We start from the raw sequence: 13,691 nt of genomic DNA, 5'->3' as shown, positions 1-13,691 counted from the left end.
AGTACTACTGTGAGCAGCAAGGAAGCCGCCCCCCGCCGACGGAACCCACGGGGGCAGGGGCAGGCCCTCAAGGCCGAACTGGTGGAGGCCGCCGCCCGGCTGCTGGCCACGCTCGAACGGCCCGAGACGCTCACCCTCCGGCAGGTCGCCCGCGAGGTCGGTGTCGCCCCGGCGAGCATCTACGGGCACTTCCCGGACCTCGGTGCGCTCGTCCAGCATGTGCTGCGGCTGCGGTACGACGAACTCGCGGCGGTCATGCGCACGGCCGCGGACGGCGCCGAGGGGCCCCTGGCCGACCTGGTCGCCCGGTGCGCCGCCTACGTGCACTGGGGAGTCGATCACCCCGGGCAGTACCGCACGCTCTTCGGTGGCGGGATGCCCGCCGAGCTGGTGCCCACGAACGCACACGGCGCGGGAGAGGAACTGCTCGGATCCGTCGTCGCTTCGCTGGCCGGCGCCAGGCAGGACCAGCCGGAACGCCAGGACCGTCGCAAACGCCAGGGCCGTCGCGGGCCCGAGCAGGAGTGGCAGGCCGGCCTGCTGCTCTGGACCGCCCTGCACGGCCTGGTCGCGTTGTACAACGCGCACGGGAACATGCCCTGGCCTGACATCACCGACCTCATCGCCCAGACCGTCGCCCTGCACACCGGAAGGCCCGTCGACGAGATCATGGAGCTCGCCCGGACGGCGGACCGTCCAACGTGAGCGGCTCACGCCAACAGCTCCGCACGCGATCGACCCCCGGGCCCAGCAGACCGGTCCGTGCCAGGCGGTGCCCCGGACCGTACCGCCGAGGTGGCGCGGCCGTCTTCCCGGCGTCGTCCCCGTCCGACACCGAGCCACCTCGGCGGTACCGCTCAGCCGCTCTGGCCGGCGCGCCCACCGGGCCGACCGTCACCTGGGAGGCGGTGACGGGCGGCGTGGCGGCGCCGGGCCCCGTGAGGGTGACCGTCCGGGTCTCGTTCGGCGGCGTCACCCGCAGCCCGGTGGCGCGGACGCCGGAGCCGCCCGTGTCGTTGACGGGTAACGGATGCCGAGGGCGATCGACTGCCCGTTCCGGGGGACGGACGAGGTAGCCTTCTCACCCGTGCGCTTCACGCAGAGCGTGCCTTCCCTGAATCGCAGGTCGACGCCGGCGTAGCCCGAGTTCGCGCAGTCCCGGCCGTCGTGCTCATCGTCGTCACCGCGGCGGTGAGCGAGAGGCTCGCGGCGACGGCCGGAGCGGTGGCACCCCGCACGCATCCGTGTGAGTCGGTACCGGCGAACGTTTCTGATCGTCGGGAACGCTCAGTCACGGTGAGGCGTCCCCCGTATTCCCACTGGAGACAGGCGTGTTCACACAGGCGGTGGCAGAGCACAGCCCACCACCGGCCGTGCCGCCTGCCGGAGACCGGCGGCAGCCGGGGCAAACCTGAACACTGTGTCCGGTTCACCGGATTCGCTCGTGCTCGCGCGAGGCGTTGTCACGGTTCATCAACTCGCTTGTCACAGCGGCATCTTGATGAGACCCGCATCGCAACGGGCCGCCCGGCAGCGGACATCCCCAAAGACGAACGACAGCGGCTCGCCAGTTCGAGCGGGCCGGACCAGACCACCTCGCAGGAGTGCACATGCGCGTCAACAAGATCTCCGCCCTCACCGTGATCGTCGCCGCGGCCGGCCTCTCGCTGACCGCGTGCGGCGGCAGTGACGGTTCGAGCACGGCCGCGCAGCACAGCGCGCAGACTTCCGCGAGCAGCTCCACGAGCGGCCAGGACACCACCGGTGCCTCCTCCGGCGCCTCCAGCGACACCAACGGCGGCACGGGGACCACCACCCGCGGCAGCACCAGTGGCGGGAACAACGCCGGCACCGGATCCGGCACCAGCGGCGGCACAGGGAAGAAGGCCACCGCCCGGACCGGGACCACCGCGTCGGGCGCCCCGTGCAAGACCGCGCACCTCGGCTTCAGCGCCGCCTCCGCCGGAGTCGCGAACGAGATCGTCGTCAACCTGAAGAACACCGGCTCCGCCACCTGCACCATGCACGGCTTCCCCGGCGTCCAACTCCTCGGCGCCGACGGCCTGGGCGACAAAGGCCCCGACGCCGCCCGCACCGACACCACCGCGCCCACCGTCACCATCGCCCCCGGCGAGGAGACCCGCTTCCTCCTCCACTACATCCCCGACACCAGCGGCTCCGGCAAGACCTACACCAAGCTCGCCGTCACCCCGCCCAACGAAACCGTCCTCGACGTCATGAGCCTCAACGGCCTGAAGATCACCGTCCCCGCCACCACCGGCAACGCCCCCGACGTCTACGTCGACCCCGTCGGCTACCACACCGGCACCGGCAAGTGACCACACCAACAGAACAGCCCGCCCCGCACCAGCCCCGGACTCAGCAGCCGCTGTGGGTTTCGGTGGCGGCGCTGTAAGCGGTCTCTGACTGCTCGGTGAGCAGCGTGTCGGCCTCGGTGGTGCCGCCGTAGACGCGGCGCCGGCCCGGACGTGATGGCGGCGACGTCCATCAGGGAGCGGCGGGTGAGGGGCACGGTACCGCCGGGGAGGTTCCATCGCCTGATCCGGATGACCGGGCGGACACCGCACGGAGAGCGCCGGTCGGCTCGCGGTCAGGCGGTGGGCATAGCACCGGGTGCGGCCGCTGTACTCGAAGCGATCGCTGCGCAGGATCTCCGGCTGGTCGATCGGCCAGCCGGTGGAGTGCGGCCGTCAGCGAGTCGTCGGTGCGGCGACGGTCGGCATGCCGTGCCGTGTGGCGGCCATCACCGGCCCCGCCCGCACTGCTGTTCAACGTTGGTGGCGTCCAGGCTGGACAGCCCCGTGCGGGCCTTGACCTGGGTAGTGTTTCCGGGCTGCTGCCCAGATCGTCGGTATGTCGCCTCCACGCCGGTTATCGGCGGCAGCTCGGCCTGACCGCTTCATCGGCGACCCCACACCGGTCGGCCCGCTCGCCCTGCGCCTGCGCACAGGCGGCGAGGTGGCGGTGACGGAGTGGCTGCGGGCCTGAGGCAGGTGTGCCGGGACCTGCCCGGCGGGTCCCCGTTGGAGCAGGAGCCGTGAAGTCCCGGAGGGGTGCCCGGCAACAGTGAAGGCCTTGGACATGGGTGTGACGGCGCCCCTGCGGCCTCGTGTCACTGCGACGCGTTCGTCTTGTCGGTGAACTGGACGACCTCCCCGCGCGGGGTGGCCCTTCGGGTCTGGAACGACCACGGGATGTACAAGGCCAGGCCGTAGGGTGCTCCTCCACGGTGGGGTGCCCGTTCCGCTGGCGCCGGCGTCGAGTTCCACCCGCATCACCGAAGTGGCCCGCCGGCTCGGCGCGAGCGCCCTGATCACGCCGAGGGCCGACGCACGGCGGTACGGCGCACCGTCCCCGCTCCCGTTCGGGGACGCCGACCTGCTGCTCCTGCCGTGGAGCGAACGGCAGCGCCACGCGCGCGGCGAGGTCATTTTGATGACTTCGGGCACCTCCGGCATCGCCAGCGGGTGCCTGCACTCCTTCGACTCGCTGCTGGAGAACGCGTTACGGCACGCCGATGCCGTCGGCCAGCGGGAGTCCGACACGGTGCTGGTCAACCTCCCGCTGCACTACTCGTACGCCCTCGTGGCACAGGCCCTCGCCGCGCTGGTCCGCGGCTCGCGGCTCGTCGTCACGGGTCCGCCGTTCACCCCGGGGACCTATGCAGAGACGCTGCGCACCCACCGGGTCACCCTCTCGTCCCTGACACCGGCCGCGGTCGCGCGGTTCATCGAACACGACCCCGCCCTGCCGGGCACGCTGCGCACCCTGACGGTCTGCGGGGACCGGCTGCACCCGGGCCACGTTCAGCGGCTGCTGGCCTGCAGGACCGGACTCGAGCTCTACCTCACGTACGGCCTCACCGAGGCTGGCCCCCAGGTCACCACCCTCGCGGCCCACCGGGAGCCACCTCACCGGTATGCGTCCAGCGGCCTCCCGCTGGACGGGGTCCGTACCCGGCTGCGGCCGTCCGGTCTCGACGACGGCTCCCAGGAACTCCTGGTGGAGTCCAGCACGGTACTCCGCCGCAGGGTGCCCGACGACCGCAGCAGCCCGCTGGTCGCACCTCAGACCATCGCCACCGGAGACCTCTTCACCATCGACGAGGACGGATACCACTACATCCAGGGCAGGCTCTCCGACTCGGTCGTCGTCGAGGGCGAGAAGGTCTGGCTCCCCTCGGTCCGTGCCGCAGCCGAGGCCATCCCGGGCGTGCGTCGGTCCACGAGCCGGGTGTACGCGCAGGACGGCGAGCAACGTTACGACCTCGACGTGTACGTCGACCACCCGAGTCCGGCGCTGGCCGCGGACGTCAAGCGGACCCTGCACCGCCTGTTGCTCCGCCACGAACGGCCGCACCGGCTCACCGTACGGCAGGCGCGGTCCATCGACTGGTACAAGTGACCGCGTCCGGTGACCGTTCGGGCCCGGACATCGAACGGCCCCCGCGCGGGCGACGGTCCGACGATCCGGGCGAGACAGCCCTCCGGCGCACCGGCCGCGTCGACCAGCGCCGCCAGGGACTCCGCGAGCCGAGCGGCTCCAGGCCCGGGCCCCGCTGGGCTGGCCGGAAGGGCTTGAAACAGCGAGCGCCAGCCGTGACCGAAGGCGTCGGCGCCGCCGAGAAGTCCGCCGACCAGCGGCCCGGCCAGCGAGGCCATACCCATCGTGGCACCGAACAGGCCGAGAGCCCGTGGGCGCCGGGCAGCGGGGATGACGACCTGGATGATCGGCAGAACCTGCGGGGCGACCAGGCCGCTGCCCGCGCCCTGGACCAGCCGGCCGCGATGAGGAACGTGACCTCGGGAGCACACGCGGCCGCTACGCAACCGGCCATCAAGACGATGGTGCCCGGCATGAACAGCCGCCCTAGCTGTGCTGTCCCGGGACGTTGGTGACACGCGCGCTGGGTTCTTGAAACGGGTGAGGGCCTCCGGGTTCGGTGTGGATTGCGACATCTCCACCGAGATCAGGAGGCCCTCGTGGTCCACCGTAATGCCCCGCTGACCGAGACCGGGATACTCCGTCTGGCCCGCTGCGTCGTCGAGGACGGATGGCCGGTGCGGCGGGCGGCCGAGCGTTTCCAGGTCAGCCACACCACCGCAGCCCGCTGGGCTCACCGCTACCGGCAACTCGGCGTCACCGGAATGTGCGACCGTTCCAGCCACCCGCACCACCAGCCCCGCAGGACCGCGGCCGCCGTCGAGGAGCAGGTGCTACGGCTACGACGCGAGCACCGGATCGGGCCGCTACGACTGGCCGTCCGATGCGGCATCGCCGCCTCGACCGCCCACCGCATTCTGGTCCGGCACGGCCTGCCGCCACTGGCCGCCATGGACCGGGCCACCGGCGAGCCCGTCCGCCGCTACGAACGCGACCGTCCGGGCGAGCTGATCCACATCTACGTCAAGAAGCTGGGCCGCATCCCCGACGGCGGCGGTCACAAAGTCCTGGGCCGGGCGGCCGGCAGCCCGAACAAGGACCGCCGCGACGGCGCCGGATACTCCTACCTGCACACCGCACTCGACGATCACACTGGCCTACACCGAAGACCTGACCGACGAGACCGCCCCGACCTGCCCAGGCTTCCTCAGACGGGCCACCGCACACTTCGCTTCCCTGGGCATCACGGTCGAACGCGTCCTGACCGACAACGCCTGGTCCTACAGCAAGAACACCTGGCGCAACACCTGCCGCGACCTGGGCATCCAGCCCCGCTGGACGCGCCCCTGGCGCCCGCAGACCAACGGCAAGGTCGAACGCTTCCACCGCACCCTGCTCGACGAGTGGGCCTACCAGAAGCCCTACACCTCAAACCGGGATCGCATGGAAGCATTCACCAACTGGCTGTACTGGTACAACTATCACCGACCCCACACCGGAATCGGGGGCCAACCACCCGCCAGCCGCGTCACCAACCTGTCGGGACAGCACAGCTACAGCGTGTCTCTTTTACGGGTTGGTCAGTTGACCGGATGTGTCTGTCCGGTTAGTGATCACTGATGCGATGTGGGATCGGCTCGAGCCGTTGATGCCTACCGATCCGGTCCGGGGGCGGCGGTGGGCCGACGGGCCTTGACCCTTGATCCTGGACACACGAGACACTGGATCCTGAGGATCTGAGAACGGACATCTCGTGGTCATGAAGAACTATCCGCCGCAGTTCAAGGCGGACGCGGTCGCGCTGTACCAGTCGCGGCCCGAGGCGACGATCAGGCAGGTCGCCGCCGATCTGGGGATCAACCCCGAGACCCTGCGGAACTGGGTCCGGGCGGCCGGAGCGAGCCGGCCCCGGGGGCGCCGGGCGGAGGTGCCGGCCGAGCCGCCGACGCCGTTGGAAGCGGAGAACGCCGCTCTACGGAAGAAGATCCGTGAGCTGGAGGAAGAGCGCGAGATCCTGCGGAAGGCGGCGAAGTATTTCGCCGGGGAGACGCGCTGGTGAACCGCTTCCAGTTCGTCGCCGACCACCAGCGCCGCTACGGCGTGAAGCGGCTGTGCACCATCCTGGGCATCGCCCGCTCCAGCTTCTACTACTGGCGCCGCACGGCCGCGGACCGGGCCGCCCGGCAGGCGGCCGACGGCGCTCTCGCCGCACGGATACGGGCCGTGCACCGCGAGTCGGACGGCACCTACGGCGTCCCCAGGATCACCGCCGAGCTCCGCGAGGCAGGCGAGCGGGTCAACCACAAGCGGATCGCGCGCGTGATGCGAATCATCGGCTTGGCCGGCGTGTGCTTGCGTCGCAGGCACCGCACCACGATCGCGGACCCGGCCGCGGCGAAGGCCCCGGACCTGATCGGCCGCGACTTCACGGCACGCAAACCGAACACGAAGTACGTCGGCGACATCACCTATCTCCCCGTGGACGGCGGGAAGTTCCTCTACCTGGCCACCGTCATCGACCTCGCCTCACGCCGCCTGGCCGGCTGGGCGATCGCGGACCACATGCGCACCGACCTCGTCATCGACGCCCTGGCAGCCGCCGAACAAACCCGCGGCAGCCTCACCGGGGCGATCATGCACACCGATCACGGAGCCCAGTACACCAGCCGGGCATTCGCCGACGCCTGCCGCCAAGCCGGCGTCCGTCAGTCCATGAGCGCGATCGGCAGCTCGGCCGACAACGCACTCGCCGAGTCCTTCAACGCGACCTTCAAACGCGAGGCGCTCCAGGGCCGAAAGCGCTGGTCCAGCGAGCGCGAGGCCCGCCTCGACGCGTTCCGCTGGCTGCACCGCTACAACACCCGACGCCGTCACTCCCGCCTCGGACAACGCAGCCCCATCGCCTACGAGACAGCACTCGCCACAACATCAATTACCCTGGCCCAAGCCGCATAGCCCGTGTCCAAGATTCCGGGTCAAGGCCCGACCACCGCCGCCCCCTCGAGGCCATCGCGTGGAAGTACCGCACCAACTCGCCCTGGCGGGATCTGCCCGACGAGCTCGGCTCGTTCCAGACCGCCCACAAACGGCTGATCAGGTGGGCAGTCGACGGCACCTGGGAGGCGATCCTCGGCGCTGTCCTATCAGCGGCGGACGCCGACGACGACATCGACTGGACGGTGTCGGTGGACTCCACTGTCGTCCGGGCACACCAGCACGCAGCCGGAGCCCGCAAAAGGAGGCGATCCGCCCCGGCGAGCCCACCGACCACGCACTCGGACGCTCCCGCGGCGGTCTGAGCACGAAGGTCCACCTGGCCGCGGACGGCCGTGCACGACCGCTCGCCCTCACCGTCACCGCAGGCCAAGCCGGTGATGCACCCGCTTTCGAGGCCGTGATGTCCCGGATCCGTGTCCCCCTGGCGGCCAGGGCAGGCCGCGGACCCGGCCCTTCGCTGTGCTGGCCGACCGCGCCTACTCTTCCCGCGCCATCCGCATTCACCTGCGGCGCCGGGGAATCCGCGCGGTCATCCCGCAGCCGTCCGACCAGATCGGCCACCGCCAGCGGCGAGGCCGCCGAGGTGGCCGCCCACCCGGATTCGACCGTGAGGCGTACAAGCAGCGCAACATCGTCGAGCGCTGCATCAACCGGCTCAAGCAGTGGCGCGGCCTGGCCACGCGAACCGACAAGCTCGCCCTTGCCTACCAGGCCGCGCTACACCTCGCCGGCATCCTCATCTGGGCCCGAAGCTGACCAAGAGACCAAACCTGGGCTGCCTTGGGGCGCTTCACCCAGACGCTGAAGCTCCTGGCACAGACTGCTTGCTCATCGCCTAGCGCGGGATGATCACTTGCGTGGTCGGGTCGTTCAGTTGGTGGATCAGGTCGGTGAACGCTGCGTGAACCGCTTCCGGGTTCTCGATCCAGGGGAAGTGGGCGGCACCTTCGATCCGGCGGTGCAGGATGTTCGGGCGGGTGAAGGCGGCGTCCTCCTGCCAGAAATGCTGAGTGCACACATGGTCTAGAGCCCCGCTGACGATCAAGGTCGGCATGGTGCGCGGGCTCCAGCGCGCTCGGTAGGTTTCGTCGAAGTGGGCGTCGGCCCACTCGACCGCGTCGTGGTTGTAGGCCAGGCCATCGAGGAGGGAACGACCCCGGGCCAGGCCTTCCTCTGTGAAGTTCCAGGGCGCGGCGGCCAGCGTCAGGTCCCGCAGGTTCCGGTCGTCGGGATGCTCGGCATAGCGTGATGCGGCCGCCGTGACGGCGGGGATCGGGTGGTCCTGGGCGTACTGGGCGAACGCGTCCCGCCAGCCGGCGTGCGGGGCGCTGCTGACCATGGCCATGCCCGCGAGGTGGTCCTCGAGTTCGGGGACGGAGAGCATGAACATGCCCCCGGTCGAGTGGCCGACCATGACGACGTCGTCCAAGGCTTGTGCGGCTTCCACCAGGATGTCCGGCCAATGGGCGTAGGGATCGCAGTGGTCGGGCACGGCGCGGTTGGAACCGTCGCCTGGCAGATCGACCAGCCAGGCCGATCCCGGGACTTGGACCACCTCCACCAGGCCCTGCAGTGATTGCGAGCCCAGTCCCGGTCCGCCGGGGACGAACAGCCAATTCCACCGGCCGGCGCCGGAGCGGGCCAGACGCAGTCTGACTCCCGATCTTGTCTGTCGTTCCTGTCCCTGCACTCCCACTGCACCCTCTCTCCGTGAATGGCCCGCTGGGGCCGCGCCGCGAATGTATGCCGGGGATGCGGCGACAGCAGCCCATTTTCCACAGTCGTCGGACCAGGTCAGCTGCCTACAAGCAGCGCATCACCCTCGAACGGTGCAGCATCTGACTCAAGCAGTGGCGCCGTCGGGCCACCCGAACTGGACAACCTCGCCATCACCTACCCGACCGCACCCCACCTCGCCAGCATCCTCATCTGAACCCGACGCTGACCAAAGAGAAAGAACCTAGCCGTACCGGTCGCCGAGGCGCGCGGCCGTGATGAGTGAGTAGACGTAGGTCAGGGTGTACCCGGCCAGGATCACCTGCACGGCACCTGAGCCGGCACCCAGGTCGGCTGTCGCGTTCAGCCCGACCGGCAGTACCGCCCGCCGCCACCGTCCGCGAGCCGTGCCGCGTTCAGGAACGGGGCATCCTTCACGGGCCGGTGCCGGCTCATGAGGCGAGGACCGCGGCGAGTTCGCCCGGCCGGGCTGCGAACGGGCTGTGGCTGCCGGGCAGGGTACGCACGGTGAACGGGTTGCCGGGGAAGGCCCGGTCGGCTTCCGCGATCATCAGGTCCTGCGCGGCCGGTGCCAGCGCCCGGTCCTCGGAGCAGCGCAGGAAAGTTCGCGGAATGCGTCCCCACCGTGCCGCGGTCAGGGTGACCGGAGTCGTCGGGAGCGCCAGGGGCAGGTCAGGGCTCAGCGCGGACCGCCACCGGTCAAAGCGGTCCAGGGGAGTGTCGTGATAGTGGGTTTCCCGCAGTTCGTCGAGGTAGGCGGGATCCGGTGAGAGCGGATTGATCCGTACGGCGCCCAGGGACTCGGGGTCGCCGAGGTTCAGGTTCTGGCCCAACGCGGTGGCGTTCTCGGGTGAGCCCAGATAGTCGAAGAACCGCGGGCGCCCGCCCGGGACGAACGCGGACAGGTAGACGATCCGGTCCACCAACTCGGGCGCCCGCTCCGCGGCCAGAGACGCTGGACCGCCGCCCGCGCTGTGCGCGACGAGCACGACAGTGCGGTGGTGGCGCACCTGGCGCAGGACGCTCAGTACTGCCTCGGCGCAGTCGTCCATCGTCAGAAGGGCGAGCCGTGACTTCTCGGTCAGCAGACCCGGCTGGCCGGGCAGCAGGTATCCGGTGGGCAGGGGTGCGTCGAAGCCGTGCCCCGGCATGTCGACGGCCACGCTCGCAGCGCCCAGTCCGGCCAGCGCGCGCTGCGTCGCCGCCCACTGCCCGGAGCCGTGCCAGGCGCCGTGCACGAAGACGAAGACGGTGTCGGTCAGAGATACGTTCCTCATGGCTCCATTGCAGACCGGAACCACAAGGCCATCCATTCATAGATCTGGTAAGTGGCATGGCAATATCTTTGAGGTATTGCCACCAGCCGACGGGATGGAGGGCGGGTCATGGAAGCGCGGCACCTGCGGTACGCGGTTGCTCTCGCCGAGCACGAGCACTTCGGCCGGGCAGCCGGCGAACTGGGCATCGCGCAGCCGCCGCTGTCCAAACAGATCGCCGACCTGGAGCGCGAGGTCGGGGCCCGGCTGTTCGACCGTACACGGCAGGGGGTGTTCCCGACCGCCGCCGGCGAGGCGTTTCTCGCGCGGGCACGCCGGGCGCTCGACGAGATCGCGGCGGCCAAGGTCGACGCGGGCCGGGCCGCGCGCGGCGAGACGGGACGGCTGCGCCTCGGCTTCGTCGCCTCGGCGCTGCTCGACCCGCTGCCAGGCGTCCTGAGCCGGTTCGGCCGGGAACGGCCCGACGTGAGACTGGAACTGCACGAGATGGCGACCAGCCGCAGCAGCCCAGCTCTCGTCGCCGGGGAGCTGGACGTGGCCATCACCCTCGGCCCGCCACGGGGCGCCGGAGCCGAGCAACTCGTGTCCGTCCCGATCGGACGTGACCACGTGATCGCTGTGATCAGTACGGTGCACCCGTACGCAAGTCAACCCTCGGTGAGCGCCGACCAGTTGCAGCGACAGCCGCTGATCGTGTCGGCCGGCGAGGACGAGCCCGCTGTAGTCGCCGGACTGCGCACCCTGCTGGGCACGGACTCCTCGGCTCTCGGAGGCGCGACCGTCGCGAGGGACGTGCACACGATCATCGGCCTCGCCGCCTCCGGCGTGGGCGTCGGCCTGGGGCCGTCCCGGATGAGGGCGGTCCCGCGTCCCGGCGTGCGGTTTTGTGAAGTGACCCCGAGCACGCCCCTGCCCGACCTCGTCCTGTCCTTCGCGGCCCGCGATCACTCCCCGGTACTGCGCGCCTTCCTCGACACCATCCACAGGACTTGCCCCGAAGTCGGTGCTGCACTCAACGATCGGCTCCGGCCCCACACTTGATTCGGGCCGGCCATGCCTTCGCATACGGGTGTCCGGTTTTCCGGCGCGGGTCGGTCCCGGCGTACACGAGCGCGTCTCGGAACGTCGCGTCGGCCCGCATGCCCGCACCGGCGCCACTCGCCGCCGTGACTTCCGGATCAAGGCCATTCTGGCCGACTGTCCCGAGCTCGATGTCCTGGCCTGCCCCGTTCGGTCCTTCGCCCAGCTGCTCACCGGGCGCCAGGGCGAAAGACTCCCGCAGCGGCTCGACGCCGTCCGCCAGGACAACTGCCCAGCCTCCGCACTCTCGCGGCCGGCATCGATCGAGACTGCGACGCGGTCATCGCGGGCCTGACCTTGCTCTGGGGCTCCGGCGTCGTCGAAGGAACCATGATCTGGGAAGACGCGGCGGTGACACCCTCGCCGGCCGCCGCTGCCCGCGAACGCCACGAGGCGCTCCGACACACCTCACCTCCCTGCTGGCGGCCCAGCGGGCGTCGGTGGCAAGCACCCTCCTCCACCGACACAGTAGGGGCGCGCCTCCCGGGGCCGACCCGGGCCGGCGAACTGACATTCGGCACCTCGCCGTCGGAGGTCCACACCCGCGACGTCCGATACTGACGCGCCAGGGCATCCGGATGCGGCCTGAATGCGGTGAGGGTGCCTGGCGAGGATGCCTGGCCCCGCCCGGCGCCCACCGCTGCCACAACCGTCTCATCCGCCTCCGCACGGAGAACACCGCCTGGAACACCGGCTTCAGCGGTCAGCCGTTACAGCGTCACCGTCGGTATCCGGCTCGCCAGCGCCCTGCGCCCGTCGCGATCAGACGCCCGAGGAACTGCGCCGCATCACCGCACAGCACGAGGCCGAGCGAGAGGGCCGCCGTCCGCGGTGTGCGTCGGCCGGGCACGAGGCACGAAGGTCACCGACGAACAATGGGAGGCCGTCGAGCCCGCCGGGCGGCGCCCCGCGCGAGACCCGCCCGTGCCTGTGCGCGGACTGCAAGCAGCAGGCGGCCACCCCCGAACGCCGAGCCGAGCAGGCCAGGGGCGAGCACCAGGAGCACGTCCTGTGCCCGTACGGAGGCTGGCGGGTGGCTGGCTCGCCCAGGTCCGCAGCCGGCATGCTACTGACGGTGGCCGCCGCTGGCACGCAGACGGCGCCGGCCGGTCCGCCGCCCAACTCGGCCCCGCCCGAGGTCACGGCGACCGTGCAGGACATGCCGTCCCTGATCCCGCGACGGGCTGAGCACGGAGATCCACCTGGCCGCGAACGGCCCTGCACGGCCCTTGACTCTGGCCGTCGCCGCGGGTCAGGCCGGTGACGCGCCCGCCTTCGAGACGGTCATGGCCGGCATCCGTGTGCCGGGGACCGGCAGCGGTCGGCCCCGGGCCCGCCCCGCCGTGGTCCGGGCCGACCGCGCCTACTCGTCACGCGCGATTCGCAGCCACCTGCGACGCCGACGGATCCGCGCGGTCACCCCGCAGCCGTCGGACCACATCGGCCACCGTCTGCGGCGAGGCCGCCAGGGCGGGCGCCCGCTCGGGTTCGATGCGGAGTGCTAGAGGCAGCGCAACACCGTCGAGCGGTGCGCCAGCCGCATCACACGGTGGCGCGGCCTGGCCGCACGGTTCGACAAGCTCGCCGTCGTGTACGAGGCCGCGCTCCACCTCGCTGCCATCCTCATCCGTACGCGGCGCTGACCAAGGAGGCGGTACGTGGGCATCGAAGCACCGGGCGAGCCATCGGTGTCTTGACAACAGTTGTCGCGGCCCTCATTGTGGAGGGGTGACAACTTCCACCAGCGGCTTGCGCGACCACCTCGGCTACTGGCTGCGTCGGCTCTCCGACGAAGTCCACGGCCGCTTCGAACGGGAACTAGCCGAGCACGACGTGACCGTCTCTCAGTGGGCGGTCCTGATCAGCCTGTACCGAGGCGACGCCACCACCACCCGCGAGGTCGCCCGGTACATGGGCATCGATGCCGGCGCGGTGTCCCGCCTGGTCGACCGTCTGGCCGCCAAGGGACTGACGACCCGAGAACCGGATCCTGCTTCCCGCCGTACCGTGCGACTGACACTCACCGACGCCGGCCGCGACCTGGCCCCCAAGCTGGCAAAGATCGCCGATCGCAACGACGCCCACTTCTTCGCCGCCCTGGAACCGGACCAGCGCCGCCAGCTGGAGTCCTGGATTCGCCACCTCGTCGGGGAAGCCCCCCAAGAGTCCCCCGCACCACCCACCCCCTGAAAGGCG

The 13,691-nt window shown here is 70.7% G+C and carries 9 protein-coding genes and 4 pseudogenes; 11 read left to right on the top strand and 2 right to left on the bottom strand.

The genetic code is table 11. The features are described 5' to 3' along the window. Positions 1-9 precede the first annotated feature (9 nt). The 8 genes and pseudogenes from ACE4Q9_RS00375 to ACE4Q9_RS00340 all read left to right on the top strand — a co-directional run bounded on the left by ACE4Q9_RS00375 (position 10) and on the right by ACE4Q9_RS00340 (position 8,157). A complete protein-coding gene (locus ACE4Q9_RS00375) occupies positions 10-705 on the top strand; it encodes a TetR/AcrR family transcriptional regulator (protein ID WP_397982153.1) in 696 nt (231 codons plus the stop codon). 905 nt (positions 706-1,610) lie between these two features. Further along, positions 1,611-2,339 (top strand): DUF4232 domain-containing protein, encoded by a 729-nt coding sequence (locus ACE4Q9_RS00370; protein ID WP_397982152.1) that lies wholly within the window; start codon positions 1,611-1,613, stop codon positions 2,337-2,339. A gap of 898 nt (positions 2,340-3,237) precedes the next feature. Further along, positions 3,238-4,425, top strand: coding sequence for an AMP-binding protein (locus ACE4Q9_RS00365; protein WP_397982151.1), 1,188 nt, complete (start codon positions 3,238-3,240; stop codon positions 4,423-4,425). A gap of 194 nt (positions 4,426-4,619) precedes the next feature. Further along, positions 4,620-4,919 carry a hypothetical protein gene (locus tag ACE4Q9_RS00360; protein ID WP_397982150.1) on the top strand — a complete coding sequence of 100 codons (300 nt, stop codon included), beginning with the start codon at positions 4,620-4,622 and terminating at the stop codon, positions 4,917-4,919. Between the two features lie 84 nt (positions 4,920-5,003). After that, positions 5,004-5,958: pseudogene (locus ACE4Q9_RS00355) on the top strand (IS481 family transposase); the annotation flags it as partial. A 40-nt stretch (positions 5,959-5,998) separates the two neighbouring features. Then, positions 5,999-6,091, top strand: a pseudogene (locus ACE4Q9_RS00350) (IS5/IS1182 family transposase); the annotation flags it as partial. 66 nt (positions 6,092-6,157) lie between these two features. Then, positions 6,158-7,359 (top strand): IS3 family transposase gene (locus ACE4Q9_RS00345; RefSeq protein ID WP_397982149.1). Its coding sequence is split into 2 segments (ribosomal slippage): positions 6,158-6,449 and positions 6,449-7,359, totalling 1,203 coding nucleotides; the frame shifts between segments, so codons are not numbered across the junction. Then, positions 7,332-8,157 (top strand): annotated as a pseudogene (locus tag ACE4Q9_RS00340) (IS5 family transposase). Before ACE4Q9_RS00345 ends, ACE4Q9_RS00340 begins: the two are co-directional and overlap by 28 nt. A gap of 79 nt (positions 8,158-8,236) precedes the next feature. Here ACE4Q9_RS00340 and ACE4Q9_RS00335 read toward each other — a convergent pair. After that, positions 8,237-9,091 (bottom strand): alpha/beta fold hydrolase, encoded by an 855-nt coding sequence (locus ACE4Q9_RS00335; RefSeq protein ID WP_397982148.1) that lies wholly within the window; start codon positions 9,089-9,091, stop codon positions 8,237-8,239. A gap of 478 nt (positions 9,092-9,569) precedes the next feature. Further along, positions 9,570-10,415 carry an alpha/beta hydrolase gene (locus ACE4Q9_RS00330; protein WP_397982147.1) on the bottom strand — a complete coding sequence of 282 codons (846 nt, stop codon included), beginning with the start codon at positions 10,413-10,415 and terminating at the stop codon, positions 9,570-9,572. Between the two features lie 108 nt (positions 10,416-10,523). On the opposite strand from ACE4Q9_RS00330, the gene ACE4Q9_RS00325 reads away from it, so the two are divergent. The 3 genes and pseudogenes from ACE4Q9_RS00325 to ACE4Q9_RS00315 all read left to right on the top strand — a co-directional run bounded on the left by ACE4Q9_RS00325 (position 10,524) and on the right by ACE4Q9_RS00315 (position 13,685). After that, complete coding sequence (locus ACE4Q9_RS00325; protein ID WP_397982146.1) at positions 10,524-11,456, top strand: LysR family transcriptional regulator; 933 nt, start codon at positions 10,524-10,526, stop codon at positions 11,454-11,456. Between the two features lie 1,211 nt (positions 11,457-12,667). Continuing rightward, a pseudogene (locus ACE4Q9_RS00320) lies at positions 12,668-13,138 on the top strand (transposase); the annotation flags it as partial. 85 nt (positions 13,139-13,223) lie between these two features. Then, the gene (locus ACE4Q9_RS00315) at positions 13,224-13,685 is read left to right on the top strand and encodes a MarR family winged helix-turn-helix transcriptional regulator (RefSeq protein ID WP_397982145.1); all 462 of its coding nucleotides are present in this window, start codon (positions 13,224-13,226) and stop codon (positions 13,683-13,685) included. The last annotated feature ends 6 nt before the right edge of the window (positions 13,686-13,691 follow it).

The organism is Streptomyces sp. AM6-12 (assembly GCF_044327085.1).
Classification (GTDB): Bacteria; Actinomycetota; Actinomycetes; order Streptomycetales; family Streptomycetaceae; genus Streptomyces.
This window is presented reverse-complemented; position numbering and strand designations above follow the sequence as displayed.

Bases quoted from the DNA above. Each gene is read 5' to 3' on its own strand.
- ACE4Q9_RS00370 (WP_397982152.1), top strand. From the start codon at position 1,611: ATGCGCGTCAACAAGATCTCCGCCCTCACCGTGATCGTCGCCGCGGCC.
- ACE4Q9_RS00330 (WP_397982147.1), bottom strand. From the start codon at position 10,415: ATGAGGAACGTATCTCTGACCGACACCGTCTTCGTCTTCGTGCACGGC.
- ACE4Q9_RS00325 (WP_397982146.1), top strand. From the start codon at position 10,524: ATGGAAGCGCGGCACCTGCGGTACGCGGTTGCTCTCGCCGAGCACGAG.